The sequence below is a fragment of the Porphyromonas sp. oral taxon 278 str. W7784 genome, from assembly GCF_000467855.2.
Lineage (GTDB): Bacteria > Bacteroidota > Bacteroidia > Bacteroidales > Porphyromonadaceae > Porphyromonas.
Genome location: NZ_KI259221.1, coordinates 1 through 26,802, shown reverse-complemented (window position 1 = coordinate 26,802; position 26,802 = coordinate 1). Strand labels below are relative to the sequence as shown.

Genomic DNA, 26,802 nt, shown 5'->3' with positions numbered 1-26,802 from the left:
CGGCTTTCGAAGGTGTCTCCAGCCCCACGGGCTCCGATCGAAGGAGCTCATCTAGGAGGCTCTCTACCCCGCTATCCTTCCTCAGAATATCTAGCCCTGTCACCTCGGGGAAGCTCCTCACCCCACTCCCCTCCTCCACGGAGTACCATTCATGCCTCCCAGAAGTACCCCATTCATGGGTCACCCGAGGACCCCATGAATGGGTGACCACAGCGACCCATGAATGGGTCACTAGGGGCGGGTATATTCCTCTCTCTTGATGCCAAAAGAAAACGAGGCCACACCGCCCAAGGTAAGCGGTGTGGCCTCGTCTATTATACAGGGAGCTTCGGTCGGGCAAGCACTAAATCTCTTCCCCAGCCTCTTTGCCTAGAGCTTCACGTCGGTATAGAGCTCCACGTCGGAGCGATGGCGGAAGATATAGGTCGCAGGATAGCGGTCGGCCTCGGGCGCTGACCTAGCGATCGCTCGTAGGATCGGAGCCTTCTTCTGTCCCGTAGCATGGAAGAGGAGCTTCTTCGCCGCCAGGATCGTGGGTCCTGTCATCGCCACACGCTTCTGTCCCCGAGGGCTTACCCCGACAGCGTAGGGCTGGTCGGTCTCTAGGAGCTCCATCTGATGGGGGAAGATCGAGGAGGTATGTCCGTCGTCTCCCAGCCCAAGGATCACCACGTCGAAGATGGGATACTCGCCATCGAAGGGAAGCTCCGAGCCGACAAGCCACGAGTAATCCTTAGCCTCACGCTCGGGGTCCTTCTCCCCTGCGATGCGATGGACCTGCCCCTCGGGGATGGGGACGTGGCGAAGGAGGGTCTCCTCGGTCATCCCATAGTTGCTCTCGACATCCGTCGGGGGCACGCACCGCTCATCCACCCAGTAGAGATGCACACGATCCCACTGGACAGAGCTGACTAGTGGCTCCGAAGCTAGGAGTTCGAAGAGAAGTCGGGGGGTTGAGCCACCCGACACGGCGATATGCACCCAGCCCTCACGGGAGGGGCGGACGAAGGCTTCTTCGGCGACAGCCCGAGCTACAGCTTCGGGGGTCGCATAGTGACGGTAGATCATAGTTCGCAGTAGAGCTCAGAGTTAGTTAGGTTGCGACAGGGGTTGGTCCAGCTATGCTCCCGATCGATGATCGTGTCACTTTGCTTCGGGCCCCAGGTCCCTGCTGGGTAGCCGTAGAGGGGGAAGTCCTCCTCCTGCCACGAAGAGAGGATGGGGTCGAAGAAGCGCCAACTCATCTCGACAGCATCGCTACGAGTGAAGAGCGTCGGATCGCCCAGCATGCAGTCCTCGAGGAGACGGGAGTAGGCATCGCCCGAGGCGATCCCTCCGAGCTGATCGTAGGTGAAGTTCATCGACACTCGCTTCACCTCAAAGCCCGAGCCGGGGACCTTAGCAGCGAACTTCAGCGAGATCCCCTCATTGGGCTGGATACGGATGATGAGCTGATTGGGGATCGTCTCACCATCGATCGTGGTGAACATACGATGGGGCGTAGGCTTGAAGTGGACAACGATCTCCGTGACCTTGGTAGGCATCATCTTCCCCGTACGTATATAAAAGGGGACACCCTGCCAGCGCCAGTTGTCGACGAAGAGCTTCATCGCTACGAAGGTCTCCGTACGGCTATCAGCGGGGATCTTGTCCTCCTCTCGGTAAGCTCGGTGATGCTCCCCCTTCCACTGGCTCTCGGTGTACTGACCACGGACGACGCTCCCACGGATCTCCTCCTTCGTCATGGGACGGAAGGACTGGTAGACCTTCACGACCTCGTTGCGGAAGAGATCAGCATTGAACTGCACGGGGGGCTCCATCGCCGTCAGGGCGACGAGCTGAGCCAGGTGATTCTGCACCATATCTCGCAGAGCGCCTGTCTGGTCATAGAAGCCTCCTCGGCTCTCGATACCCATGTTCTCCACAGCGGTGATCTCGACCCGCTCGATGTAGTTGCGATTCCAGAGGGGCTCGAAGATCCCATTAGCAAAGCGGAGCGCCATGATGTCCTGCACCGTCTCCTTGCCGAGGAAGTGGTCGATACGGTAGAGCTGATGCTCGTGGAAGGCCGATCGGTAGATCTCGTTCAGCTCTAGGGCAGAGGCCAGATCGTAGCCAAAGGGCTTCTCGATGACGATGCGACGGATGGCCTGCGTCTCCCCGTCAGGGCCTACTGTCTCCTCCTTATTCAGGCCGACCTCGGCCAGATGCTGAGGGATGACCCCGTAGAGCGAGGGTGGCGTGGAGAGATAGTAGATGTAGTTCCCAGGGTTGGCAATACGCTCATCCAGACGAGCGAGGCTCTCCTTGAGCTTCGGGTAGTCTGCTACCTCCGAGGGGTCCATCGAGAGGTAGTGCACGCCTGAGAGGAACTGCTCCGCTAGCGACGCATCATACTCCCCCTCCGCTAGATAGCGCTGGAGGGACTCATCCAGATGGGGTCGGTAGGTCTCGTCGGTGTAGTCCGTACGCCCGAGGGCGAGGACAGCGAAGCGCTCGGGGAGCTTCCCCGGCTTGAAGAGCTGATAGAGCGAAGGGATGAGCTTGCGCTTAGTCAAGTCCCCCGAGCCCCCGAAGATCACGAGGATGAGGCTCTGGGGTAAGCTATGTGCTGGTGTCTGCTGCATATCTAGGGATGCTCTAAGCATTGTATGAGGTAGAAGAGGTATCACTACCTCGGCCGGTCCAGTTCTCATGGAAGAACTGCCCTCGGGGCTGATCTACACGCTCGAAGGTATGTGCCCCGAAGAAGTCACGCTGTGCCTGCACGAGGTTGGCTGGCAGACGACGAGTCGTCAGCGAGGAGAAGTAGCTCAGCGCCGAGGCGAAGGCGGGCACAGAGCATTCCTGGAGGAAGGCATTAGCCACCGTCTGACGCCAGTCACGGCGAGCCTCTTCGACTTCCCTGTGGAAGTAAGGGGCCAGCAGAAGGTTCTTCAGCTCGGGCTCAGCTTGGTAGGCTGCAGCAATGTCATTGAGGAAGGAGGAGCGGATGATACATCCATTGCGCCAGATACGAGCGATAGAAGCCAGATCAAGCTCCCAGCCGTTCGCACGAGAGGCCTCCGAGAGGAGGGAGAAGCCCTGGGCATAGGAGACGATCTTCGAGGCGTAGAGTGTACGCTCCAGCGCAAGTACATCGGCTTCGGTGAAGTCGGACTGCTGGCGAGCTTCACGTGGGTAGAGCTCAGAGGCCTCGCGACGAAGGTCCACGCCCGAGGATAGGCTACGCTCGTAGACAGCGGTAGCGATCAGACCCAGAGGCTCTCCATACTCTAGAGAATTGATGACCGACCACTTCCCAGTCCCCTTCTGCCCTGCAGCATCGAGGATCTTGTCGATGAGGTAGTCGCCCGAGGACTCCCGATGACGGAGGATCTCCGAGGTGATCTCTATGAGGTAGCTACTGAGCTTGCCTGCCCCCCAGCTGGAGAAGATGGTGGCCATCTCTTCGTTCGACTTACCAGCGATCTGGCTGAGGACTGCATAGGCATCAGCGATGAGCTGCATGTCACCGTACTCGATCCCGTTGTGCACCATCTTGACGAAGTGCCCTGAGCCTCCAGCTCCGATCCATGCACAGCAGGGAGAGCCATCCTCTGCCTTAGCAGCGATCTTCGTGAAGATAGGCTCCAGCGTAGGCCAAGCCTCACGTGCTCCACCCGGCATGATCGCAGGGCCATTGAGCGCTCCCTCTTCGCCACCAGAGATACCACAGCCGACGAAGTAGACGCCTCGTGCTCGGAGCGTAGCCTCTCGACGCTCAGAGTCCTCCCAGTTAGAGTTACCCCCGTCGATGATGATGTCTCCTTCCTCTAGGTGAGGGAGGAGTGCATCGATCACAGAGTCTACGGGCTTACCCGCACGGATCATCATCATGATCTTGCGGGGACGCTCGATACTCTCGACGAAGGGCTTGAGGTCAGTGAAGCCTAGGAAGTGCTTCCCTTCGGCACGCCCCGAGAGGAAATGCTCGACGACGTGTGCCTCTGCACCTTCGGCACGGTTGTATACGGATACTTGGAAGCCATTGCGCTCCATGTTCAGAGCGAGGTTCTCGCCCATGACAGCAAGACCGATGAGGCCAATGTCAGATTTTCTAGTCATTGATATAGATGGATAGATGAGCGCATGCGAGGAGCTGGGGATCTCAATAGCTGAGGCTACCCAGCCCTGCAGTACTCAGATGAGAATTAGCTAAGGAGAAGGGCTAGAAGGGCTAGGATAGCGGGTAACCCTTGCTTGAGGAGGATGCTCCGACTTGAGCGCATAGCCCCGTAGGTAGCAGCCGTCACGACACAGAGGAGGAAGAAGAGCTGCACACGGAGGCTCCAGAGGGGATCAGCGATCGTCAGCCCCCAGATCAGCCCCGCAGCGAGGAAGCCATTATATAGGCCTTGGTTGGCAGCCAAGCCTCGGGTGCGCTCGAAGAGCTCATCGGGGAGTACTCCCTTGAAGACCTCTCTCCCCTTCGTCGTCCATGCGAACATCTCGATCCAGAGGATATACAGATGCTCCAGCGCCACTAATGCGACAAGGATCGTTGCTACTATAGTCATTTCTTTTGCTTGATGATACTCCACCCCTCAAGTCCTACTTACGCAAGACCATCAGAGCGAGTATGATATGTATCCGAAACAGACCGATCTGCCAAAAGGTTTGCTTTCATCCCTCCCTAAGACGCCCCTTTAGCTGGGAGAGACCGAGGGTAATGAGGAGTAAAGGAGCTCCCTATCGGCACCAACCTTAGATGAAGGAAGTAGCTACTTACTCGGAGGCTAACCCACCTCCATCCTCTCTATCTTTAGAGCCAAGCTGAAAGGCATATATCTGTCAACTATACCCACCCAAATCACCCGAAGACAAAAAATATTTGTGGGGACAAAATACAATCTATATCTACCACGTTGTAGGGATAGAAATAATCTCAATTCATAGACTAAGAAAGTCAGGATGGCCAATTTATCACAACTTATCGACGCACGTCGTACCCTGGAAGCACAAGGGATATCCATCGCTAACGATGTAGACAAACAAATCAAGAAGGAGGAAGATCGCCTCATCCAGGAGGAGCTCTATCGAGCTATGCGCAATGCGCTACGAGATACGCTCTCCGTCCTTGATCAACCCATCACCTTCACCCTCCACTACGATCCAGCTAATCCCAGCACCTACACGATCGAGCACCGTCGTGCAGGAGAGCTCAGCTCAGAAGAAGTAGTAGCTCAGAGAGAGGCTCGCGAAGCACGTCGCCTCAAGCGCAAGGCTAGCGCTCTGGAGCAAGCCCTCTCATCCTCCTCGATCACTCGCCTACGTATCGTCTACGCTGACGGCACCAGCCTCGAAGAGAAAAGCGCAGCAGATACCTTCAGAGCCTTCGTACAGAAGTCGGGTGTAGCTCAGGTACGTGACCTCGGGCTGAAGCTCAACAAGGAGCCCCTCATCATCGAATCAGACGGTAAGGAACTAGCCTCTTCGTTCAAGCATCTGGAGAAGAACTATTACCTCCAGACAGGCTCACCCACGGGGATCAAGCAGAAGTTCATCCAGCGCATCATCGACGGGCTAGGTATCGATGCTCACATCGAGATCGTCCCCATCGTCAAGCCTGCGAAGAAGGAGCGTGCTCGACGCCGTAAGAAGTAAGGTACACCTCCTATAGCTCCTGGGCCTCTCCTCCCTATGAGGGTGCGCCCCATGAGCCTAAGATATACCTCCATCTCACACCCTCTCCCCACCCTCGGTTGGGGAGAGGGTGTGTCGCATGAAGGAGGGAGCTATATTTTTCGTACATTCGCTAAGGAGACGAGCGACAAGCATTCGTCCACATACTCCCTCGTCACTAGAAGAATTGCTTCATGGAACAGACCTTCACCATACCCTATAAGACGCTCCTCAGGAGCGAGCTCACCCCCGAAGACCGCCGGCTCGAGGAGCTAGCCGTAGAGGCTGCTCAGAAGGCCTATGCGCCCTACAGCCACTTCCACGTCGGAGCGGCTGTGCTCCTAGCCAACGGGGAGATCATCACGGGATCGAACCAAGAGAATGCCGCCTACCCTTCGGGAACTTGCGCCGAGCGTACGGCGCTCTTCTGGGCGGGAGCTCAGTGTCCTGACGTCCCTGTAGAGAAGCTCCTCATCGTGGCCTTCAATGCCTCGGGGAGAGTCCCCTTCATCTCCCCCTGCGGAGGCTGTCGTCAGGTCATCATGGAGGCAGCTACCCGCTTCCACCCCTTCCCCATCCTACTGGCAGGGGACGAGAAGACCGTCGTCCTAGAGGACTGCCGCTATCTACTGCCCTTCGGCTTCGATGGGAGTAGCCTCTAGACTCCACCCCCTAGATATATCCATAGCTTATGCCTCATAGCCACCACCGAGGACGCCTCCCCTATATCGAGCGAGATGAGAGCTGGATGTACTTCAATAAGCGCATCCTCTTCGAGGCTGCACGCACAGATCTACCTCTGCTGGAGCGCTTCAATTACCTCGGGATCTACTCCAACAACCTCGACGAATTCTTCCGTGTGCGTGTTGCCTCCCTGAGGCGCATCGTAGGCTCTCTCGAACCTATACCCACGCATGAGCGTAGGAAGGCTAAGGAGACGCTCCGTACCATCATACGGCTCAACCACGAGTACTCAGCCCTCTTCGACCGCACCTTCGCCGACCTCCTGCAGAGCCTTAACGAAGCTCACATCCATATCATCAATGAGCAGGAGCTGACGACCGACCAGGAGGATGAGGTCCTCTCCTTCTTCATGGACAAGATCAATGGGATCACCAACCCGATCTTCATCAATAGTCCGACCTTCCGCCCCGAGCAGCACCTCAAGGAGTCCCTCTATCTCGTCGTCGTCCTCTGGCATGAGCAGGGCGAAGAGGAGCTGGCTCATGATGTAGCTCTACTCGAAGTGCCGACGAAGGAGCTAGGACGCTTCTTGCGCCTTCGGGACAAGGATGGGGAGAGCTACCTGATGTTCCTCGACGACGTACTCCGCTACTGTCTCCCTTATATCTTCATTGGACGAGAGTATGCCCAGTACGAGGCCTATACCTTCAAGTTCACCAAAGATGCAGAGTTTGAGCTCGAGCAGGACCTTCGCTCTAGTGTCATCGAGATGGTATCCAGAGGGGTCAAGCGACGTGGGCGAGGTGAGGCGGTACGTGTCGTCTACGACGAAGCCCTCTCGCCTGAGATCCTACGCCGCCTGAGTGATATGGCCGAGCTCAACTACCGAGATATGCGTATCGGTGGCGGGCGCTATCACAACATGCGTGACTTGATGACGCTCCCCGACTGCGGACGACCAGGACTGCGCTTCCCGAAGCAAGAGCCCCTGCAGATGGATGAGTTCCACTACGCTCAGAGCATCATCAGTCAGGTACTCCGCCGAGATCGGTGTATCCACTTCCCCTACTACAGCTTTGACCACTTCCTACGCCTACTGCAAGAGGCTGCCATCAGCGAAGATGTCACCGAGATACGTATCTCACTCTACCGTGTCGCTCAGAACTCTAAGGTCGTCAAGGCTCTGATGACCGCTGCGCAGAATGGGAAGCGTGTCACGGCCGTCGTTGAGCTCCTAGCTCGCTTCGACGAGCAGTCCAATATCAGCTGGGGGAAGAAGATGCAGGACTCAGGGATCAATGTCGTACTAGGACACGAGAAGCTCAAGGTACACTCCAAGCTCGTCTACATCGGCACGAAGCGGGGAGACATCGCCTGTATCGGCTCGGGTAACCTCCACGAGGGCACAGCCCGCCTCTACACCGACCTCATGCTGATGACCGCTCACAAGGGCATCGTCCGAGATGTAGCACAGGTCTTCGACTTCATCGAGCGTCCCTTCATCAACACGCACTTCCATCATCTCCTAGTTGCCCCCAACGATATGCGCCAGCCTCTCTATCAGATGATCAACAAGGAGATCCGTCTGGCACGAGCAGGCAAAGATGCCTTCATCCGCCTCAAGCTCAATCATGTCGTCGACGAGAAGATGGTAGCTAAGCTCTATGAGGCTTGCACGGCAGGGGTGCGTGTGGAGCTATGCCTGAGAGGCAACTGCTCCCTCATCCCAGGAGTACCGGGCTACAGCGAAGGGCTCTTCATCAACGCCATCATCTCCCGCTACCTCGAGCATTCACGCATCTATATCTTCGGCAATGATGGCGAGCCTAAGTACTACATAGGCTCGACCGACTGGATGACACGCAACCTCGATCGACGCATCGAGGTGATGACCCCCGTCTATGATCCTGACATCCAGCGGGAGCTCGACTTCGTCATCTCGGCGGGCCTCAGGGACACCGAGCAGGGCTACTATACCAACGGCGAGGAGGTACGCCCTCGTCGGGAGGATATAGATGACAAGACGGAGCTCTTCAACTCACAGCAAACACTCTACCAATACTACGTAGCAAAGAAGAAAGAAGAAAATCATGGGTAAATCACACTACGCCGGTATAGATATAGGCTCCAACGCCGTACGCCTCCTCATCAAGTGCCTCAATGAGCCAGGGAGCACCGAGCCCCTATCCAAGGTACAGCTCGTACGTGTACCCCTCCGCCTCGGGGAGGATGCCTTCGTCGATGGGCGTATCTCTAAGAAGAAGTCCAAGCAACTCATCAGCCTCATGAAGGCCTACCATGAACTGATGGAGATCTACGAGGTAGAAGCCTTCAGAGCCTGTGCTACCTCGGCGATGCGAGATGCAGAGAATGGGATGGAACTGGTAGAGAAGATCTATGAGAAGACGGGGATCAAGATCGAGATCATCGACGGCCGAGAGGAGGCTCAGCTCATCTCCTCTGATCTCATCCGAGCACTCTCTGGGCAGGAGGAGGAGGAGACCTTCCTCTACATCGACGTCGGGGGCGGTAGTACAGAGCTCAACCTCGTACGAGGCTCTGACCTCATCGAGTCCCGCTCCTTCGATATAGGTACGATCCGTCAGCTCAGCGGGAAGGTACGGGACGAAGAGCGGGAGTCCTTCGGTACGTATGTCCAGCAACTCAAGGAGACCTACGGTACGCTCCGCCTCGTAGGTACTGGGGGCAATATCAATAAGCTCCTTCGCCTAGGAGCTCCTTCGGAGCGAGCGAATATCTGTAACCTCCCCGTAGCTAACCTTCGTGCTGTCGCCGATGAGCTACGCCAATATACGCCCGTGGAACGTATGCTTATCTTCCGCCTCAAGCCTGACCGTGCCGAGGTCATCGTCCCTGCTGCAGATATCTTCCTGCTGGTGGCAGAGATCACCGAGGCCACCGAGATCATCGTCCCTACCAAGGGCCTAGCGGACGGTATCGTCGACTCCGTCTGTCCGCTCTAGCGCCCTCAACTTATACTCCTAGGCAGGCTATTGCCTAGAGCCCAGGAGCTAACTGAAAAGCCCCCTTATCTGCTCTCAGATAAGGGGGCTTAATGTATGTGAAGGATGAGGCAGGGAGTCTCCTCTCTAGGCTAGGAGCCCTTCTCTAGGGCACGACGGATCTTAGCGGTGAATTCGTGGTTCTTCCAGCCCCATCGAGGAGCGAGGAGAAGCGCTGGGGGAGACTGAGAGACAAAGCGCTCAAGGACGATATCGGAGCGTAGTCGATGTACGAAGTCCACGATGAGCTCGATATACTCCTCTTCGGTAAAGAGGTGGAAGTCCTCGGGATGGCGTAGATACTCGCCTGCCATGATCGTACCACGGATGATCTGTAGCTGATGGATCTTGAGTGTCGTGATCGGGAGCGACGAGAGACGATCGGCATGCTGGAGCATCTCCTCCCTACTCTCCCCTGGGAGGCCTAAGATGAGATGGGCTCCTACGAGGATGCCTGCTTCGTGGGTGCGGTGGATCGTATCGACACTACACTGCCAGGAGTGTCCCCGCTGGATACGCTCTAGACTCCTATCGCAGGTACTCTCCACTCCATACTCGACGAGGAGGAAGGTACGCCTGGCGAGCTCACTGAGATAATCCAGCAGAGGCTGGGGCATGCAGTCGGGGCGTGTACCGATAATGAGCCCCACGACATCGGGGTGACTCAGCGCCTCTTCGTACTTAGCGATGCAGTCTGCCACCTCTCCATACGTATTCGTGTAGGACTGGAAGTAGGCTAGGTAGCGCATCTCAGGGTACTTGCGACGGAAGAAGGCTATCCCTTCGTCGATCTGCTCGGTGATACTCTTGAGCTTGACGGCATAGTTAGGGCTGAAGCTCTTGTTATTGCAGTACGTACAGCCCCCCTTACCTATAGAGCCATCTCTCGTAGGACATGAGAAGCCTGCGGTGAGGGTGATCTTCTGTACCTTCTGCTCTGGGAAGTAGCGTCTAAGGAAGGTACCAAAGTCGATGTAGGGAAGGGATACTTCTGGTTCGTTCATCGTCCTTCTTTTGCCTTGCCAATGGGTGAATGGATCCAGTCCAGATGCTCGAAGTGCTCGGCTCGCTCCCGACGGATATACTCTTCGACAGAGGAGTTGAACTGGAGGGGGAAGAGCCCCTCATGCTCCTCGGCTAGGGCACTCAGTATATCCTCCTGAAGATCAGCGATCGTGTAACCAGCGGGGAGTGCAGGTCGGAGGTTCGTGACCTGGGAGCGTACCGAGGCGACACGAGAGCCCACTGTGACCGAAGGATCTACAGTGAGGATACGCTCCAGCTCCTCTAGATCGGCGTCGAAGAGCAGACAGATATGGTAGAGCATGCGGGAGCGGTTCACCGCCTCAGCTGCTCCCCCTACCTTGAGTCCATCCAGACGAAGGTCTCCCCGAGGGGAGCGCTCTACCGCCACCCCATGACGGGCTAAGGCTCGCTGCACAGGCTGAGGGAAGGCCTTCAGGTCGAAGCCCAGTCCCGAGTGATCATTCTTGATCGCGGTGAAGTTCAGATTCCCTAGATCATGATAGACCGTACCTCCCCCAGAGGTACGCCGAAGCAGGGCTATCCCCTTCTCCTCGAGATACTGCATGTCCAGCTCAGCATCTGCCCACTGGTAGCGCCCCATGAAGACCGAAGGGCGGTTCACCCAGAGGAAGTAGATCGTATCTAGGGGGCGTAGCTGGCGATAGAGGTAGTCCTCCAGAGCAATGTTGTAGTAGGGATCGGTCGAAGGACTGATATAGTAGTAAGCGTTCGTCTTAGCTTGATCTTGTGTCATAGCAAGGAGAGGAGAAGGCTATCCCCTGCGGCACATCCATGCCGTGAGGATAGCCTTCGCTTATGTAAGGGATGTCTAGTGGCTATGCGTCGATACGAGCGTAGGTAGCATTCGCCTCGATGAACTCACGGCGAGGAGCTACATCGTCCCCCATGAGCATGGAGAAGATCGCATCAGCCTCGGCAGCATTTTCGATCGTGATCTTGCGAAGGGTACGATTCTCGGGATTCATCGTTGTCTCCCAGAGCTGCTCTTCGTTCATCTCCCCAAGACCCTTGTAGCGCTGGACACGTACACGGTTCTCATCACCACCACCGACACGGTCGATGAAGGCCTGACGCTGCTGCTCCGTCCAGCAGTACTCACGCTCCTTACCTCGGGTACAGAGGTAGAGAGGAGGTGTAGCGATGTAGACGTAGCCATTCTCGATGAGCGAACGCATATTGCGGAAGAAGAAGGTCAGGATGAGCGTGGCGATATGGCTACCGTCCACGTCAGCATCGGTCATGATGATCACCTTGTGGTAGCGGAGCTTGGTCAGGTTGAGCGCCATGCTATCTTCCTCAGTACCGATGGTCACCCCTAGGGCGGTGTAGATATTTCGGATCTCTTCGCTCTCGAGGACCTTGTGCTGCATAGCCTTCTCTACGTTGAGGATCTTACCACGTAGAGGCAGGATAGCTTGGAACTCTCGGTCACGGCCCTGCTTGGCCGTACCGCCTGCAGAGTCACCCTCGACGAGGAAGAGCTCCGAGAGGACAGGATCCTTAGAGGAGCAGTCGGCGAGCTTGCCAGGCAGGCCACCACCCGAGAGGGGAGACTTACGCTGGACCATCTCACGAGCCTTGCGGGCAGCCTGGCGTGCCGTAGCAGCGAGGATGACCTTGTCGACGATGATCTTCGCCTCCTTGGGATGCTCTTCGAGGTAGATCTCGAGGGCTTCGCTGACAGCGATATCGACGGCCCCCATCACTTCGTTGTTCCCGAGCTTTGTCTTGGTCTGTCCCTCGAACTGAGGCTCTGCGACCTTGATGCTCACGACAGCGGTCAAGCCTTCACGGAAGTCGTCCCCCGTGATCTCGACCTTCACCTTGTCCAGGAGCTTGGAGTCAGTAGCGTACTTCTTCAGCGTACGAGTAAGCCCACGACGGAAGCCCGCCAGGTGCGTACCGCCCTCGATGGTGTTGATGTTGTTGACGTAGCTGTAGACATTCTCGTTGTAGGAGGTATTGTAGGTCATCGCCACCTCTACGGGGACGCCCTGCTTCTCGGTGACGATATGGATGACGTCATCGATGAGGTGCTCCTTGGAGCGGTCGATGTACTTGACGAATTCCTCCAGACCCTTCTCCGAATAGTACGACTCGACGAGGGGCTCACCAGCCTCATTGCGCTGGCGCTCATCGATGAGGGAGAGGGTGATGCCGGCGTTGAGGAAGGCGAGCTCACGCAGGCGAGTAGAGAGGATCTTGAACTGATACTCGGTGACGGAGAAGATCGTGTCGTCGGGCTTGAAGATGACGGTCGTACCGGTACGATCCGTCTGGCCGATAGTCAGCAGTTCGGTCGTAGGTACGCCACGGCTGAACTCCTGAGAGTACACCTTGCCGTCACGCTGTACGATGGCCTTGAGGTAGGTAGAGAGGGCGTTGACACAGGAGACCCCCACCCCGTGGAGCCCCCCAGAGACCTTGTAGGAGCCTTTGTCGAACTTACCCCCAGCGTGCAGGACGGTCAGTACGACTTCCAGCGCACTCTTACCTTCCTTCTCATGGATATCTACGGGGATACCGCGACCATTGTCTCGGACTTCGATGGAGTTGTCTTCGTGGATGAAGACCTTGATGTCATTACAATAGCCAGCTAAGGCTTCGTCGATCGAGTTATCTACGACTTCGTAGACCAAGTGGTGCAATCCCTTCTCACCGATGTCACCGATGTACATGGCAGGGCGCTTACGTACGGCCTCTAGACCCTCTAGGACCTGTATACTACTGGCTGAGTATTCCTTTTCGCTTGCTTGGGCTTGGTCGAATAGCTCTTCGCTCATTATTGTCGCAATATGAAGTTAATAGATAGACAAAGATACGAAAAATGCGCATCCCTTGTACCTTCTTCGGCTCTCTGGTGAGGGAAAATCTCATCCATCTTCGGGGCCCAGAATCCTTCATTTTCGTCAAGGTGCAAGACTCGTCAGAAAGTCGCTTCACCAGCGGGCTGGAGCGCCTTGCTCCGAAGGGGCAAAAAACGACCCACGGTAGGTCGTCGAAAAAACCCACTGTAGGTCGTCTCGACGACCTACAGTGGGTCGCAAAGGCGACCTACCGTAGGTTCCCCTGAGGGGGTGCAAATGAGCCTCCCGAGAAGGCTCTCCTAATTAGTATCAGGTAGGAGGCTGCGAGCAAATCACTACTATAGGGGATAGCGTCCGTGAAGGGATACCTGTATCTTTGCTCCACTTTGTCACTTCCCTCATCGTAGTATCCTATTGATCAATGATCTACCGCCCCCTACTGATCTTCTCCACCCTCGTCTGGAGCTTCACCCCACGCCTTAGTGCTCAGAGCAAGACACCCGATAGCCTCGCCCACGAACGCACCCTCGAGGGCGTCGTCGTCACAAGGACACAGACACCTCGCTCGCTGAAGAAGCTCCCGATCATCACTCAGGTGATCTCTCGCAAGGATCTGGAGCGCCTCAACCCTCGCTCCGCTACAGATGCCTTGCAGATGAGCATGCCGGGGATCAATGTCACCACCCACGGCGCCCAGTCCCGTGTGACGGTGCAGGGCTTCTCGGGAGACCATATCCTCTTCCTCGTCGATGGCGAACGTCTGACATCGGAGGGCAACGGGGTCGTCGACCTCAGCCGTATCGATCTCTCCAGCATCGAGCGTATAGAAGTGGTACGAGGAGCAGCGTCCGCCCTCTACGGGTCGAACGCTATCGGGGGAGTCATCAACTTCATCACCAAGCGAGCCCAAGCCCCGCACGAATACACCCTCAGCTACGACTACAGTGGCGAAGGGACAAACAGATACAACGGCTCGGCTCAGTTTAGGCGAGGAGGCTTCAGCGCACTGACGTCGGCCAGCTACATCGACCAGTCCGCCTACCGTATCGGCACCTCGAGTCTCCGACAAGAGTCTACGCCCGTCCTAGGGAGTAAGTCTCTGAATCTCATGCAGACCCTACGCTACCGATCGAGTGATCTAAGCAACGAGCTCTATGGCTACCTGCGCTACGGTCACAGAGATCAGGATGGGAATGATGTGAGTCGCAATCAGTATCGGAGTCACTCCTTCGGTGGTAGGGCTTACCATGCCTTCAGCGACCTGCATAACCTTCGCCTTGACTACAACCATGAGCTTTACCACCGCTATCGAGACAGCATCTACTCGGGGCAGAGGGTACCGATCTTCGACTTCACAGGGCAGACGATACGCCTGCAGTACAACTACGGAGCAGAGGGACGCTCTCCCGTCCTCGTCAATACCGGCGTGGAGGTTCTCCTAGAGGAATTGAGGGGGGATAAGTTCAGCTCTGCTGAGACACGACATAGGGCTCAGTTCTACACGCTCTATGGTCAAGGAGAGTGGCACATACTGCCTCAGCTCTCCGCCGTCGGGGGCTTCCGTATGGATGTACACTCGGTCTTCGGAGGGCACTTCTCTCCAAGAGCCTCCCTACTCTACAGTCTGAAGAACGTCCGTCTACGAGCCTCCTACTCCGAAGGCTTCCGTTCGCCCTCGATCAAGGAGCAGTACATGGACTGGGATCACCTCGGTATGTTCTTCATCAAGGGGACGAAGGGACTGCGCCCCGAAGTCAGTCGTATGATCAGCCTCTCCCCCGAGTGGCAGACCACCCACTTCAACCTCACAGGGATCGCGTCCTACAGCGTGATCTACCACCAGATAGGCTCAGTCTATGTACAGGACGAGAATGCCTACCACTACACGAATGTCAGTAAGGCTACCCGCCTGGTGAACCTACAGACGAGCCTGCGTGCACAGCTCCCCTGGGGCTTCTCCTTCAATGGTGACTACAGCTACATACACGACTTCTCTAAGGCGGAGGACCGAGCTAACGGACAGCCCTTTGCCCCGCTTCGTCCCCACAACTACACAGCCAACCTCAGCTACGAGCACAAGGCTGGCTCCAGCCTTCGTCTACAGGCGACCTACAGCTTGAGAGGGGCGGGAGGAGTGACACTCAGCGAGTATAACGGCCTCTCCCAAGCCTACACCTATGTCTACCATGAAGGGTACGCCCTCTCCCGAATCAGCCTCGCTGCCCAGTACAAAGCACGCCTACGTCTTACTCTGGGGCTAGACAACCTCTTCGATCATCACCCCGACCAAGTCAACATCACAGGAAGCCTATCGCCAGGGAGGACCTTCTTCGGCTCCCTCAGCTGCACCCTCTAGGGGCAAGCGATCCTGTCTAGAGTGAGAAGTGACCTTTATCTCTATCTTTGCTCCTGATATGATCACCTATACCGCCTCTACCCCTCGCCTCTGGGTCTTCAATCCCGGCCACGAGGAAGCCCTTAGCTTCCCCCAGCACCAGCACCTCACCCTCTCCAAGGAGATCCGATGGATGCGCTACGAGCTAGCACCCCTCTTGCGCCTCTTGGCCTCGGGCGAAGATCTTATCTATGCCCCCGCCTCTCCTGAAGGGGCTCCTGCCCGCCTGCTCAACGCTGAAGGCGAGACCCTACCCAAGGATGCCATCCTCCCACCCGAACTCCTCGTCACCATCTGGGGTGTAGAAGCTCATATCCTACGAGAACTGAAGAATAGCCCGCTTCTGAGTCGTACCACCCTACACCTACCGAAGTTCACCGAAGCCTATCTCCAGCTCAGCCACCGCAGAGCCAGCGCAGAGCTCCTCCAGTACTTAGCCGAAGAACTGGGTTACCCCTCCGGTATCCTTCCCCTCTGGATAGAAGCAGCGGAGACGAAGGAGGAGACCCAGCGACTCCTCCTCGACGCCATTAGCAAAGTCACCCAGCGAGCCCTTGGTTCGCCTCGGGAGCTCATCGTCAAGCGCCCCTACAGTTCCTCGGGTAGAGGTGTCCAGCCCCTACCCCTGCCCGTACAGGAGAAGCACTTAGAAGCCCTCGTCGGGAGCTGTATGCGTAGTGGGAGCTTGAGCCTAGAACCCTATCTCGAAGTCATCGATAACTGGGCCATCGAATACACACGTGATGAATCGGGGAAGGTCCGCTTCTTCGACCTCTCTCACTTCGATACCCTCCCCTCGGGAAGAGCCTACCGAGGTAATACCCTCGCTTCTCCCATGATGCTCTGGGAAGGGCTCACTCGACTCATCGGCGAGGAGTCCCTGGAGCGACTCATCGAGGCACATACCAGATGGCTTGAGGAGCGCCTCCGTAGCTCCGAATATATTGGCTACATCGGGGTAGACCTCTTCCTCTACCGGGAGAAGGGTCAACTCTGCCTCCACCCCTGCGTCGAGATCAACCTACGGACGACAATGGGTGTCCTAGCCCACTTCGCCTACGAGCAGTATGTCCCCGAAGGCAAGACGGGGATCTTCCGCCTAGAGCGAGGCCGAGGCTCGGCTACAGGCGAGCGGGTCATCCCGCTCCTACTGACGGGAGAGGATTCCCGTTTCACCGCCTTCGTAGAGCTCGATAAGTAAGGGCTCCTACCCATAAGCAAGATCCCCCTTGATCGTCCGTGTACGATCAAGGGGGATCTTCTTATTCCTTCGCCTCTAGGGCCAGTAGCAGAGGCTAGTAGTCGACCTCGACAGCTGCGGGGAAGAGACGCAAGGGATCGAAGAAGAGCGCACAGCTCGACGTGAGGTGCTTCCAGTCGGCTCTGACAGCCCCTGAGTAGACCTCCCGCCCATTGACTCGTATGCGTACGGGTCTGGAGAGATCGACGAGTTCGGGACTGAGGTAGACGCGTAGCTTCCCTCCCGTAGCATCGGTGTAGATCTTGTCGTAGAGCAGTACTAGACGGAAGCTCGTATAGTAGGAGCTGACCTGACTGTCCTGATACTTGACCGAGCGGATCTTTAGATCTACGGTGTTGTCCTTGATTTCCTCTTCGTAGTAGATACGGTCTGTCCCCTGAGGGCGGATCAGTGGTACGAGGTTGTAGAAGCCCTTGCGATAGAGGCCATCGACAGGGAAGTCCTCCCAGTGGACACTCTTAGGAAGGGCGGTACGCTGGTGCTGGGCCAGATAAGGCGTCGTCGGTCCATAAGGGATCGCATGACCATACTTAGGGATGATGTCGATGAAGTGCTTGTAGTAGCCAGGATGCGCTACTACCATCCTCTGGAGCGCCTCACGCGTGTACTTCGTCAGTTCGCTTCGATGGAACTGGGTATCATTGGCACCCGTACGCAGGGAGAAGGCGATGTGCTGGAGATTCTCCACGGGCGCATTGATCAGCGGTTCACCGCCAGCCATAGGCCCTGCCCCAGCCAGATAGTCTGCATAGTACGAGGCTAAGCGCTGGGAGCCATACCCACCCTCAGAGATCCCGAAGAAGTAGATACGCTTGGGATCAATAGAGCCCGAGAGGAAGGAGAGACGAAGGAGCTTCTCCCAAGCCTCCAGCTTCGAGCGCTGCCACCAACGGTAGAGCTGGCCATCAGCCGCCTCTCCTCCATTGGGGATCTGAGGGATGAAGTATACAGAAGGGGAGTCTTGGAAGGAGAGGGATAGAGCTAGGCCTGTCTTCCACTCAAGCTCCTTGGGCCCCGACCCGTGCAGGTAGAGGAAGAGCGGGTAGCCAGCACTGGGCTTGTCTCCCTTCGCACCGTAGTAGTAGGGCATGATCGCTGGGATACGGTCTCTCCCGTAGCTCTCGGGGCTGAGTACCCAGCTACGAGGTGAAGAGTTAGTGGTCAGCGGGGAGAGCGCAGGCAGACCGGTCTCGTTCGGATCATTGGACTGAGCCCACAGAGACCAGACCTCCTTGCGTGCTTGATCCAGGGAGTTGAGCTCAAGAGGCTTCTCCAGGAGTGCTGGAGCTTTCCCACCAGAGAGACTAGCCTTGAAGTAGGAGACCACCGCTTGGCGCTCGGGGGCAGCTAGTTCCTTCTCTGGTTCGACGGGCTTATTATCGGGGCGGTCAGGCTTCTGCTCCGTCCCATTAGGTTTCTTGGGCGCTGCTTGGCAACTCGTGATGGAGACTGCACCGAGGAGGGCAAGGGAGATGAGGTACTTCATCGAGGATAAGGATAGGATATGTAGATGGAGAATAGGATCAGTAGACCCCTTTGGAGCGACAGGGGGTAAGACGCTTGTCGTAGAACCACAGCTGTAGGTCGATGAGATCGATCTGCAGGCGAGGGCGGGCAGAGGGAGTGAGCTGAGCGAGTCCCTCCCGAGCCTTAGAGGTCGGGGCATAGAGCGCTACGGCTAGCTGAGGCGAAGCAGTAGAGGCTCGCTGGAGGAGCTCCTCAAGTAGCGAAGGTGTAGGTATCGCCTCGAGGAGGATGAAGTCGTAGATAGCGGAGGGGGTGAGCCCTGTGAGCTGAGGGTCGGTAAGCGTGATCTCCTCGGTGTAGCCCGTACGCTCCAGATAGGCAGGGAGCAGGCTCTCCTCGGGCTCAGGAGTCACGATGAGGAGGCGCCGTGCCTCGAGCTGATGGGCGGTACGGAAGAGGAGCTCCAGCGCCTTAGTCCGATGGATCGGGGGCAGACATCGCCCCGTGCGCTTACGCTCCTCGAGTTCGGCTCTAAGCCCCTCGAAGCAGTAGTAAGGCCTCCGATTGCGCACGACACGGGAGATGAAGTGGAAGGCAAAGGGTGAGTGAACACCATCGCCACGTCGGTTGATGATGAGGCGCTTCGAGTACTGGAGACGGCGCAAAGCTCCGTGCAGGGATACCAAGGTCTTCATCGCCTAGCGTCGGGGGAGTGTCTCCTGAGGGATCTCTAGTAGATAGCGGTAGAGGATACAGAGATAGAGCATCCCTAAGGGGAGCAGAGGGATGAGCCCCAGCCCAAGTGTCACGACGACACCTACAGTGAAGAGTAGAGCAAAGCCCCACATCGGCAGGAGCACGTAGAAGTGCCTTGCGGTACGCTGCCACGAGAGCTTGAAGGACCCCCAGAAGCCTGCCTTCCCATCGAGATACAGCCAAGGCGTCAGGGAGAGGCGGGTGGCGAGGTAGAAGCCAGGGATCAGGATGAAGAGGGAGCCGAGACCTGTGATGAGGGTGAGCAGGAGCGCTTGGAGCAGGCTGAGGACAAACTTGAGTACACTCCTCCCGAGAGGCTGTACTTCGGGCTCCTCTTCAGCGAAGAGACGGAGGATCTGCCCCCCCAGCAGAAGGCAAAGGCCGAGGCTCAGTAGCGACTGCCTGAGGACAAGCCCAAGGGTGTGCTGAACCTGATGGATAGCCAAGGTGGGATCTGCCTCAGGCGTCGCTCCAGCGACGATCGTCCCTCGTACTGGCCAGAAGTAGACAGCAAGGGCCAAGGAGAGTAGAGCGATGAGGGTGGGATAGATGAAGAGACGAGGGTGCGAACGAAGGATCGTCCAGGCATGGCTCAGAGCTCCTCTATGTCGGAAGCGAGGGAGTGGATACTGCATAGATAGTAGGTGCTGACGGGGTGCTCCAGCGCTGGTCTCCCCCTATCGGCGAAGTCAATATTTGGAAGACAAATATACATATTCTACAGGGATGAGCGAGCTCCCTGCTTTGCTCCGTGCTCACCGCACTCCAGAGAGGAGGCGAAGTGCCTCAAAGAGGGTGCTAGAGAGGCATGAGCGAGGGCCTTCCTCTCCCCTACTTTTCGGGAGCGGGTACGACCCGAGGGAAGCACTACTAGCGCCTCCGAGGAGGTGCCAGTAGTGCCACCGAAGAGGTAGCAGTAGCGCCTCTAGGGAAATAAAATAGTGCTTCTCGTGAACTTTTTCGCTAGCCCACCTTTTACTTACCCTGAGGAGAGAATCTCTGAGACACCCCGCCTTGTAAGGCTCTTTCACTAGCTTTACTGCTCGGGAGTCCCGTCTTTCACCCTCAGGATAACAATATTAACAACCTAACAAAAACAATCATGAAGAGATTCATTTTCGCCGTAGCATGCCTCTTTGCCCTCGGCGTAAGCGCTTCGGCACAAACCCCAGAGAAGCAGGACGCGGTCAAGAAGGAAGCCCAGGCGAAGACCGATACTACTAAGAAGGCAACATGTTGCTCGGGTAAGACGAAGGAGTGCGACTGCAAGGAAGGTTCGCTCTGCTCTACCCCCGAAGGAGCAAAGAAGTGCAAGGGTAAGCAGGTAGCTTGCTCCAAGGATGCAGCTAAGACTTGTGCCTCTATGGATGCCAAGTGCTGTGACAAGAAGGACGGTAAGGCATGCGACAAGGACGCTAAGAGCTGCGACAAGAAGGACGGCAAGAGCTGCTGCTCCAAGGATGGCAAGGCTTGCGACAAGAAGGATGCTAAGGCCACTGAAGCCTGCAAGAAGGGCGCCTCTGAGTGTGGTCAAGGTATGAAGTGCGCTGACTCCACCGCTAAGAAGGACTGCGCTAAGCAGGGTGACTGCAAGGAGCAGGCAGCGAAGAAGGAATGCTGCAAGGCTAAGAAGAAGTAAGCCCCTAGCCCTAGGAGCTATCACCTAGCAAAAGAGGCCCCTCCGTAAGATCAGACTTACGGCGGGGCCTCTTTTCTTGTAGTGGGGCGATGGAAGCACCCTTGGCGAGGGCTATTCGTCGACGACGAGGTTGTCGATGATGAAGCTCTGGCGCTCGGGGGTATTCTTCCCCATGTAGAACATCAGGAGACTACTCAGATTGTCCTCCTTGCGTAGGCGTATCGGGTCGAGCTTGATATTCTCTTCGCTGATCCAGTCCTTGAACTGCTCGGGAGAGATCTCCCCCAGCCCCTTGAATCGAGTGACCAGTGCTCGCTTGCCGAGCTTGCGAAGGGCCTCCTGCTTCTGTGCCTCGTTGTAGCAGTAGATATTCGTCACTAGTTCCTCAGCGGGCTCAGCCTCGTCCTTCTCCTTCTTCTTGCCTCGGCCCTTCTTCTTAGCTGTCGGTGAGGAGGTCATGAAGTTATCAGACTTCTTATGCTCCTTGGGCAAGAAGACACGGAAGAGGGGCGTCTCTAGGATGAAGACGTGACCTCTACGCACCAGCTCGGGGAAGAACTGCAGGAAGAAGGTGATCAGCAGTAGGCGGATGTGCATCCCGTCATCATCGGCATCGGTAGCGATGATGATACGGTTGTAGCGGAGTCCGTCTAGGCCATCCTCGATATTAAGTGCAGCTTGTAGGAGGTTGAATTCCTCATTCTCATAGACCACCTTCTTGCTCTGTCCGTAGCAGTTCAGAGGCTTACCACGAAGGCTGAAGACAGCTTGATACTTGGGGTCACGACAAGTGGTGATCGATCCGCTTGCAGAGTTTCCCTCGGTGATGAAGAGACTGGTACGCTCGGGCTCTTTGGCTTTGGGGTCATTGAAGTGAATAGTGCAGTCACGGAGCTTCTTGTTATGCAGACTCGCCTTCTTCGCCCGTTCACGAGCGAGCTTAGCGACACCGCTGAGGCTCTTGCGCTCCCGTTCGCTCTCCTGGATCTTCTGAAGCATGATCCCAGCGTCTTCTGGGTGGATATGCAGATAGTTATCCAGTTCTTTTCCGAGGAAGTCATTGAGGAACTTCTGGATGCTTCGCCCGTCGGGCTCCATATCCTTCGACCCTAGCTTCGTCTTGGTCTGACTCTCGAAGACGGGCTCCTCGATCTTAATGCTAATGGCTGCCGCCATCCCGTATCGAATGTCCCTATAATCGAAGTTCTTACCGAAGAAGTCCTTAATGACACGGGCTACTGCTTCCTTAAATGCCGAGAGGTGAGTACCACCTTGGGTGGTGTTCTGTCCATTGACGAAACTGTAGAAGTCTTCCCCTACCTGTGTGGTATGGGTAAGCACGATCTCGACATCGTCTTCCTTGAGGTGAATGAGGGGATAGAGCGCTTCTTCGGTCATGTTCTCCTCGAGGAGATCGGCTAGACCTCGCTTGGAGAGGTAGCGCCTGCCATTATAGGTAAGGGTAAGGCCTGCATTGAGGAAGGAGTAGTTCTTCACCATCGTCTCGACGAACTCATCCTTGTACTCGTAGCCTCGGAAAAGCTCGCTGTCGGGACGGAAGACTACTCGTGTCCCCGAGGGCTCTGTAGTAGGTACGGCCTCCGTCTCCTCTAGGAGCTTGGCATGCGAATAGCGTACTGTCTTGGTCAGACCTTCACGCCAGACGGTGATCTCGCAGTGTATGGAGAGGGCATTGACCGCCTTAATCCCCACCCCGTTGAGACCAACGGACTTCTTGAAGGCTTTAGAGTCGATCTTCCCCCCTGTATTCATCTTGCTCGTGGCGTCGATGAGCTTACCCAAGGGGATACCTCGCCCGTAGTCACGGACCGTCACTTCTCCTTCATGGATCGTGATCTCGACCTTCTTGCCAGCACCCATGACATACTCGTCGATGGAGTTGTCAAGTACTTCTTTGAGCAGGACATATATACCGTCGTCAGCATGGGTACCATCACCGAGCTTACCGATGTACATCCCCGGGCGACGGCGGATATGTTCATCCCATTCTAGGGTCTTGATATCACTATCGCTATAGTCTACTGTCTTCTGTTCTAAAAGATCCATGAATAGTACGTCCTTCTTGTTTTTGTGCACCAAAGATAATGAAAAGCACAGAGGCTACCTCAGTCTACGTAGCATAATAAGCTCTAAAATAGAGCTATCCTCCCCGCCTTCACTTCCCCACTCCTCCCTCCAGGGTCTACCCATGGGAGCGAGGAGCGAGTGCACAGAGCTAATAAAAAAGGTAGAGCACGATCGCTCGTGCTCTACCTCTATCAGTAAGCGGTATGGACGGGACTCGAACCCGCGACCCCCTGCGTGACAGGCAGGTATTCTAACCAGCTGAACTACCACACCGTTTTGTTCACTGCAAAGGTAGTACAAGTTTCATTACGCTCCAAATAGAAGCACTAGAGAATACCCTAGGTCTCCCCCATAGAAAGGGGTATTTAGGTAGGGTAAGCGCCCTCACCCTAGTAGCCTAGAACAAGGGGAAAAGTATTGATGTATATTTGCATAGCTCCACCTAGGGGAAGGGGCCAGCCCCACGACTACGGGCACCCTCTCCCCACCCATAGAGCCGACCGACACGAACTATATATAAGTATGAAGCGACTATTCTTCTTGCTCCTCTGCCTCGCCCCTATCCTCGGGATCCAAGCACAGAGCCTCTTCGTAGGGAGCTACAATATCCGCTACGACAATCCTGAAGATGCTAAGCGAGGCAATGGCTGGGCGCAACGCTGTCCCCTCATCTGTGATCTCATCAACTTCGAAGAACCGGACATCTTCGGCACGCAGGAGGCTAAGGTGCATCAGCTTAACGACCTCACGAAGGGACTTCCCGAGTATGACTACATCGGCGTGGGGCGTGATGACGGCAGGGAGGGAGGCGAGTACTCGGCGATCTTCTACCATAGAGACCGCCTCACCAAGATCCGTAGTGGCAACTTCTGGCTCAGCGAGACCCCTGACCGCCCTCAGCTGGGGTGGGATGCTGCCTGCATCCGTATCTGCTCCTGGGGAGAGTTCGTAGACAAGCGTACCCAGCTCCGATTCTACTTCTTCAACCTCCACCTTGATCACGTGGGTCGGGTAGCACGCCGTGAGTCAGCCAGGCTCGTACTCAAGAAGATCCAAGAGATCGCTGGTCCCTCCAGCCCCGTGATACTGACAGGGGACTTCAACGTAGACCAGACGGACGAGGTCTTCACCATCCTCTCCTCCTCGGGACTCCAAGATGCCTTCACCTACGCTGAGCGACGCTTAGCCCCCAATGGGACCTTCAATGACTTCGACACGGAGCTGAAGACAGAGAGCCGTATTGACCATATCTTCGTCTCCCAAGGCTTCCGTGTACGACGCTACGCCATCCTAACGGATAGCTACTGGACGGAGAAACCTCAGGCCACAACTCAAGGCAGTGGTAATGCCCCCGAGGAACTGAAGCTCAAGAAGCACATCCGCCGTGCTCCCTCCGACCACTACCCCGTGCTGGCTAAGCTCGTCTACCAAGGGAAGTAACCTCTCTCTTCCCTCTCTCATACTAAGATCCACCTAGATATACCTCAAGCTATGAACTACTGCAATGACGACGTCCGGCGACGAGATCGTCTCCTCGACGAAGCACGTGCCCTCGAGCTCCTCCAGCAAGCTGAATACGGAGTCCTCTCCATGATCGACGAGGAGGGAGCGCCCTATGGCATCCCCATCAATCACATCTGGGACGGAGCAAGCTGTATCTATATCCATTGCGCCCCCGAAGGCAAGAAGCTCCGAGCTCTGGCCAAGCACAGCCAGGTCTCCCTCTGTATCGTCGGGCGGGTGCACCTGCTACCGAGCAAGTTCACCACCGAGTACGAGAGCGTGATCCTCCGAGGCACTGCTCATATAGACCTCTCCGAAGAGGAGCGACGTCATGCCCTCCACCTTCTTCTGGAGAAGCTCTGCCCTGATGACCTCGAGCTAGGGAAGGTATATGTCGAGAAGTCCTTCCACCGCACCGCCATCATCCGCATCGACGTAGAGAGCTTCAGCGGAAAACGCAAGTACGTCCCCCACGGGCACTAGTCCCCGCCCCAAGGGAGCAAGAATACCTAGCCCCCTCCGATAAAGCAGGTGGCATCTACGGAGTAAGGCAAGTGGTACCTACCGAGCAAGACAAGTCACACTCACAGAGCAAGACAAGTGCCACCCACAGAGCAAGGCTAGTAGCATCCGCCAAGGAGGCTAAGTAGCATCCATCGACAAAGCCCCCGCCCTCCCATCCTGCGAGATGAGGGGGCGGGGGCTTTACTTATTGAAGAACCTCTCCTCTAAAGGCTCGAGAATTCCTCACAGCAAGGGAGCTCAGCACTCTTCTCCCTCGTGCTATAAACGAACGTTGCTTTCATTCAATATCCTAATCTCAGAAACAAGCAAGTTTAGCTATCTTTGTGGAGAAATCTAGAATTAAGACTTGGGAACTTGCCCCTATAGGCTTTTCTTGTATTGCCCGTTTCTGCTAGTTTCCATATGATAGTATTATCAGCACCTCTGATTTTCCCTCTCAATAACAAGTCCTCACCTATATCCTCCTCTAACCTCCGATTAAAAGAATCATGGAACAACGGAAAGTGAAACTACGGGCCTTCCTTGTGTTATCTACTTGCCTTACATCCTCTACTGACTCCTTTCTCAAGGAACTACAGGAAGCACTAAAGAGCAAACCAACAATAAGAGACCGAAAGCGACAAATTAATGACATTGATTCAGAGGTCCTATCTGCCTTCATTTGGGGGCCATCAAATCGCTACCTTTTTGGTACTCTTGTACGCATTCGACGAGATGATTTACGAAACCCTCTGTCAGATCAGATCCTAGATAGAAACACCTTCGACATACGAGAGCTAAGTGACCGTCATGAGGGTGAGACCTATAAAGATCACTTCTACTTCCTCACTGATGGAAAATTCTTAGTGACAAATCTTCCTGGAACCTCCTCGAAAGGACGGATAACCGTATACCTAAACTGGCTAGTTGACGACACAAGAGATGACCAACTATATGATCTCCAACCTGCGGTTCGCCCCCCAAAAGCCTTACCATTCAAAGAACTTAAAGCTATTGAGTTAGGTAATGGAGGTACCACTTTTTCCATTCAGCAAAAACGTTCTATCTTCGCACTCAACTCAAGTATTCTTCAGGATTTACTTCCTAGCCTACCAGGCATTGGAGATGCACAAAAAATCATCGACCATGGGCTCATAGGTGCTAAACTCGTCCTAAACTTTAAGGGAAAACCTCGTGATATGGATCCGGAAACCTACCAAAATCTGGTTGGAGGAATTGCAGCTCTTGGTAACGAAGAATTAGGTATAACAATCGTAGACAAGAAAGGACATAAGTATAGTGGATGTGATGTACGTATCACGACCGAAGTTGGAGTGCCGTTTATCTCTCACCAGGTCGATGAAGAAGCCTTAAAGCAGAAAATGGAGGATTTCCACAATAGAATTCCTGAACTCATAGATGGAAAAGTATGCTTATGAATACAATAGCGAAGCGACTAATCCAACAGATGTTAGTGGCAGGAGCTCTCACTATGCTACTATCATCCGAAACTTCATTTTCTCCTTCGACATCGGTTATTAATGCTTTATATACAGTTGTCGGCGTAGCTTCCTCCCTGTCCATCAGCATGACAATCTCACTAGATTTTAAAGAAGTGATAGAACCAAGAGCTAGAGATAAGTTAAAAGGAAATATTCGTCTACTCTTAAATAGCTTGGTATGTGACTTTGGGATAGCCTCTTTAGCACTACTTATTGCAACAATTAAAATTCCACCTTTATCGATAAACCTACCTAGACTAGTCTTGCCATTCAACATAGGTGTATTATCCTTTATACTTATAGCACAATCACTAGTTTACAATATACGTAGTATCTATGCGATATATAAGTTTAAAACAGACCTTGAGGATCAGATCATAAATAAGCGATAACTTTCACTACTATAAGGCTTATCTTTAAGCTGAGACTAAAGTAAAGCCCCCGCCCCCTCATCTCGCAGGA

22 protein-coding genes and 1 tRNA gene are annotated in these 26,802 nt (G+C 55.4%); 10 read left to right on the top strand and 13 right to left on the bottom strand.

Annotation, left to right across the window (positions count from 1 at the left end; all coding sequences use genetic code 11):
• Positions 1–369 precede the first annotated feature (369 nt).
• The 4 genes from pgl to HMPREF1556_RS00105 form a co-directional block, all read right to left on the bottom strand.
• Positions 370–1,068, bottom strand: a complete 699-nt coding sequence (gene pgl, locus HMPREF1556_RS00120) for a 6-phosphogluconolactonase (protein ID WP_021666117.1) — start codon at positions 1,066–1,068, stop codon at positions 370–372.
• Positions 1,065–2,627, bottom strand: a complete 1,563-nt coding sequence (gene zwf, locus HMPREF1556_RS00115) for a glucose-6-phosphate dehydrogenase (protein ID WP_044125010.1) — start codon at positions 2,625–2,627, stop codon at positions 1,065–1,067. The genes pgl and zwf overlap by 4 nt, the downstream gene beginning before the upstream one ends.
• Positions 2,628–2,640: 13 nt before the next feature.
• Positions 2,641–4,107 (bottom strand): decarboxylating NADP(+)-dependent phosphogluconate dehydrogenase, encoded by a 1,467-nt coding sequence (gnd, locus tag HMPREF1556_RS00110; protein WP_021666115.1) that lies wholly within the window; start codon positions 4,105–4,107, stop codon positions 2,641–2,643.
• A gap of 86 nt (positions 4,108–4,193) precedes the next feature.
• A complete protein-coding gene (locus tag HMPREF1556_RS00105) occupies positions 4,194–4,559 on the bottom strand; it encodes a DUF1304 domain-containing protein (protein ID WP_021666114.1) in 366 nt (121 codons plus the stop codon).
• A 394-nt stretch (positions 4,560–4,953) separates the two neighbouring features.
• On the opposite strand from HMPREF1556_RS00105, the gene HMPREF1556_RS00100 reads away from it, so the two are divergent.
• From HMPREF1556_RS00100 to HMPREF1556_RS00085, 4 genes are all read left to right on the top strand, one after another.
• Positions 4,954–5,646 (top strand): hypothetical protein, encoded by a 693-nt coding sequence (locus tag HMPREF1556_RS00100; protein ID WP_021666113.1) that lies wholly within the window; start codon positions 4,954–4,956, stop codon positions 5,644–5,646.
• Between the two features lie 212 nt (positions 5,647–5,858).
• Complete coding sequence (gene cdd / locus HMPREF1556_RS00095; protein WP_021666112.1) at positions 5,859–6,326, top strand: cytidine deaminase; 468 nt, start codon at positions 5,859–5,861, stop codon at positions 6,324–6,326.
• Positions 6,327–6,355: 29 nt separating this feature from the next.
• A complete protein-coding gene (locus HMPREF1556_RS00090; protein WP_044125006.1) occupies positions 6,356–8,446 on the top strand; it encodes an RNA degradosome polyphosphate kinase in 2,091 nt (696 codons plus the stop codon).
• On the top strand, positions 8,439–9,332 hold the full coding sequence (locus HMPREF1556_RS00085) for a Ppx/GppA phosphatase (protein WP_021666110.1): 894 nt from the start codon (positions 8,439–8,441) through the stop codon (positions 9,330–9,332). The genes HMPREF1556_RS00090 and HMPREF1556_RS00085 overlap by 8 nt, the downstream gene beginning before the upstream one ends.
• A gap of 131 nt (positions 9,333–9,463) precedes the next feature.
• Here HMPREF1556_RS00085 and HMPREF1556_RS00080 read toward each other — a convergent pair whose 3' ends face one another.
• From HMPREF1556_RS00080 to gyrB, 3 genes are all read right to left on the bottom strand, one after another.
• Entirely contained in the window at positions 9,464–10,375 is a 912-nt protein-coding gene (locus HMPREF1556_RS00080; protein ID WP_021666109.1) for a TIGR01212 family radical SAM protein, read from the bottom strand.
• Positions 10,372–11,151 (bottom strand): lipoate--protein ligase family protein, encoded by a 780-nt coding sequence (locus HMPREF1556_RS00075; protein ID WP_021666108.1) that lies wholly within the window; start codon positions 11,149–11,151, stop codon positions 10,372–10,374. The genes HMPREF1556_RS00080 and HMPREF1556_RS00075 overlap by 4 nt, the downstream gene beginning before the upstream one ends.
• A gap of 82 nt (positions 11,152–11,233) precedes the next feature.
• On the bottom strand, positions 11,234–13,201 hold the full coding sequence (gyrB, locus tag HMPREF1556_RS00070) for a DNA topoisomerase (ATP-hydrolyzing) subunit B (RefSeq protein ID WP_021666107.1): 1,968 nt from the start codon (positions 13,199–13,201) through the stop codon (positions 11,234–11,236).
• 445 nt (positions 13,202–13,646) lie between these two features.
• On the opposite strand from gyrB, the gene HMPREF1556_RS00060 reads away from it, so the two are divergent.
• Together HMPREF1556_RS00060 and HMPREF1556_RS00055 are read left to right on the top strand one after the other, a co-directional pair.
• Entirely contained in the window at positions 13,647–15,581 is a 1,935-nt protein-coding gene (locus tag HMPREF1556_RS00060; RefSeq protein ID WP_021666104.1) for a TonB-dependent siderophore receptor, read from the top strand.
• A gap of 28 nt (positions 15,582–15,609) precedes the next feature.
• Positions 15,610–16,821, top strand: coding sequence for a hypothetical protein (locus HMPREF1556_RS00055; RefSeq protein ID WP_044125005.1), 1,212 nt, complete (start codon positions 15,610–15,612; stop codon positions 16,819–16,821).
• A gap of 94 nt (positions 16,822–16,915) precedes the next feature.
• Here the strand turns inward: HMPREF1556_RS00055 and HMPREF1556_RS00050 are convergent, their stop codons facing one another.
• Genes HMPREF1556_RS00050 through HMPREF1556_RS00040 form a run of 3 tightly spaced genes read right to left on the bottom strand, consistent with a single transcriptional unit; the run spans position 16,916 to position 19,739 of the window.
• A complete protein-coding gene (locus tag HMPREF1556_RS00050; RefSeq protein ID WP_021666102.1) occupies positions 16,916–18,367 on the bottom strand; it encodes a hypothetical protein in 1,452 nt (483 codons plus the stop codon).
• Between the two features lie 37 nt (positions 18,368–18,404).
• On the bottom strand, positions 18,405–19,043 hold the full coding sequence (locus tag HMPREF1556_RS00045; RefSeq protein WP_021666101.1) for a hypothetical protein: 639 nt from the start codon (positions 19,041–19,043) through the stop codon (positions 18,405–18,407).
• Between the two features lie 3 nt (positions 19,044–19,046).
• A complete protein-coding gene (locus HMPREF1556_RS00040; RefSeq protein ID WP_021666100.1) occupies positions 19,047–19,739 on the bottom strand; it encodes a hypothetical protein in 693 nt (230 codons plus the stop codon).
• 467 nt (positions 19,740–20,206) lie between these two features.
• Here HMPREF1556_RS00040 and HMPREF1556_RS00035 point away from each other — a divergent pair, with 467 nt between their 5' ends.
• The gene (locus HMPREF1556_RS00035) at positions 20,207–20,743 is read left to right on the top strand and encodes a hypothetical protein (RefSeq protein ID WP_021666098.1); all 537 of its coding nucleotides are present in this window, start codon (positions 20,207–20,209) and stop codon (positions 20,741–20,743) included.
• Positions 20,744–20,854: 111 nt separating this feature from the next.
• Here the strand turns inward: HMPREF1556_RS00035 and HMPREF1556_RS00030 are convergent, their stop codons facing one another.
• Entirely contained in the window at positions 20,855–22,810 is a 1,956-nt protein-coding gene (locus tag HMPREF1556_RS00030) for a DNA topoisomerase IV subunit B (RefSeq protein WP_044125003.1), read from the bottom strand.
• A 220-nt stretch (positions 22,811–23,030) separates the two neighbouring features.
• A tRNA-Asp gene (locus HMPREF1556_RS00025) sits at positions 23,031–23,104 on the bottom strand.
• A gap of 249 nt (positions 23,105–23,353) precedes the next feature.
• Here HMPREF1556_RS00025 and HMPREF1556_RS00020 point away from each other — a divergent pair.
• From HMPREF1556_RS00020 to HMPREF1556_RS00010, 3 genes are all read left to right on the top strand, one after another.
• Positions 23,354–24,271 carry an endonuclease/exonuclease/phosphatase family protein gene (locus HMPREF1556_RS00020; protein ID WP_021666096.1) on the top strand — a complete coding sequence of 306 codons (918 nt, stop codon included), beginning with the start codon at positions 23,354–23,356 and terminating at the stop codon, positions 24,269–24,271.
• A 51-nt stretch (positions 24,272–24,322) separates the two neighbouring features.
• Positions 24,323–24,817, top strand: coding sequence for a pyridoxamine 5'-phosphate oxidase family protein (locus tag HMPREF1556_RS00015; protein ID WP_021666095.1), 495 nt, complete (start codon positions 24,323–24,325; stop codon positions 24,815–24,817).
• Positions 24,818–25,347: 530 nt separating this feature from the next.
• A complete protein-coding gene (locus HMPREF1556_RS00010; RefSeq protein WP_021666094.1) occupies positions 25,348–26,277 on the top strand; it encodes a hypothetical protein in 930 nt (309 codons plus the stop codon).
• On the opposite strand, the gene HMPREF1556_RS08770 is transcribed toward HMPREF1556_RS00010, so the two are convergent.
• A complete protein-coding gene (locus HMPREF1556_RS08770) occupies positions 26,252–26,617 on the bottom strand; it encodes a hypothetical protein (protein WP_157047493.1) in 366 nt (121 codons plus the stop codon). The genes HMPREF1556_RS00010 and HMPREF1556_RS08770 overlap by 26 nt on opposite strands.
• Positions 26,618–26,802 lie beyond the last annotated feature (185 nt).

Excerpts from the sequence above, each read along its gene's own strand:
- pgl (WP_021666117.1), bottom strand. The coding sequence starts at position 1,068 with ATGATCTACCGTCACTATGCGACCCCCGAAGCTGTAGCTCGGGCTGTC.
- zwf (WP_044125010.1), bottom strand. The coding sequence starts at position 2,627 with ATGCAGCAGACACCAGCACATAGCTTACCCCAGAGCCTCATCCTCGTG.
- gnd (WP_021666115.1), bottom strand. The coding sequence starts at position 4,107 with ATGACTAGAAAATCTGACATTGGCCTCATCGGTCTTGCTGTCATGGGC.
- HMPREF1556_RS00105 (WP_021666114.1), bottom strand. The coding sequence starts at position 4,559 with ATGACTATAGTAGCAACGATCCTTGTCGCATTAGTGGCGCTGGAGCAT.
- HMPREF1556_RS00100 (WP_021666113.1), top strand. The coding sequence starts at position 4,954 with ATGGCCAATTTATCACAACTTATCGACGCACGTCGTACCCTGGAAGCA.
- cdd (WP_021666112.1), top strand. The coding sequence starts at position 5,859 with ATGGAACAGACCTTCACCATACCCTATAAGACGCTCCTCAGGAGCGAG.
- HMPREF1556_RS00090 (WP_044125006.1), top strand. The coding sequence starts at position 6,356 with ATGCCTCATAGCCACCACCGAGGACGCCTCCCCTATATCGAGCGAGAT.
- HMPREF1556_RS00085 (WP_021666110.1), top strand. The coding sequence starts at position 8,439 with ATGGGTAAATCACACTACGCCGGTATAGATATAGGCTCCAACGCCGTA.
- HMPREF1556_RS00080 (WP_021666109.1), bottom strand. The coding sequence starts at position 10,375 with ATGAACGAACCAGAAGTATCCCTTCCCTACATCGACTTTGGTACCTTC.
- HMPREF1556_RS00075 (WP_021666108.1), bottom strand. The coding sequence starts at position 11,151 with ATGACACAAGATCAAGCTAAGACGAACGCTTACTACTATATCAGTCCT.
- gyrB (WP_021666107.1), bottom strand. The coding sequence starts at position 13,201 with ATGAGCGAAGAGCTATTCGACCAAGCCCAAGCAAGCGAAAAGGAATAC.
- HMPREF1556_RS00060 (WP_021666104.1), top strand. The coding sequence starts at position 13,647 with ATGATCTACCGCCCCCTACTGATCTTCTCCACCCTCGTCTGGAGCTTC.
- HMPREF1556_RS00050 (WP_021666102.1), bottom strand. The coding sequence starts at position 18,367 with ATGAAGTACCTCATCTCCCTTGCCCTCCTCGGTGCAGTCTCCATCACG.
- HMPREF1556_RS00045 (WP_021666101.1), bottom strand. The coding sequence starts at position 19,043 with ATGAAGACCTTGGTATCCCTGCACGGAGCTTTGCGCCGTCTCCAGTAC.
- HMPREF1556_RS00040 (WP_021666100.1), bottom strand. The coding sequence starts at position 19,739 with ATGCAGTATCCACTCCCTCGCTTCCGACATAGAGGAGCTCTGAGCCAT.
- HMPREF1556_RS00035 (WP_021666098.1), top strand. The coding sequence starts at position 20,207 with ATGAAGAGATTCATTTTCGCCGTAGCATGCCTCTTTGCCCTCGGCGTA.
- HMPREF1556_RS00030 (WP_044125003.1), bottom strand. The coding sequence starts at position 22,810 with ATGGATCTTTTAGAACAGAAGACAGTAGACTATAGCGATAGTGATATC.
- HMPREF1556_RS00020 (WP_021666096.1), top strand. The coding sequence starts at position 23,354 with ATGAAGCGACTATTCTTCTTGCTCCTCTGCCTCGCCCCTATCCTCGGG.
- HMPREF1556_RS00015 (WP_021666095.1), top strand. The coding sequence starts at position 24,323 with ATGAACTACTGCAATGACGACGTCCGGCGACGAGATCGTCTCCTCGAC.
- HMPREF1556_RS00010 (WP_021666094.1), top strand. The coding sequence starts at position 25,348 with ATGGAACAACGGAAAGTGAAACTACGGGCCTTCCTTGTGTTATCTACT.
- HMPREF1556_RS08770 (WP_157047493.1), bottom strand. The coding sequence starts at position 26,617 with ATGTTGAATGGCAAGACTAGTCTAGGTAGGTTTATCGATAAAGGTGGA.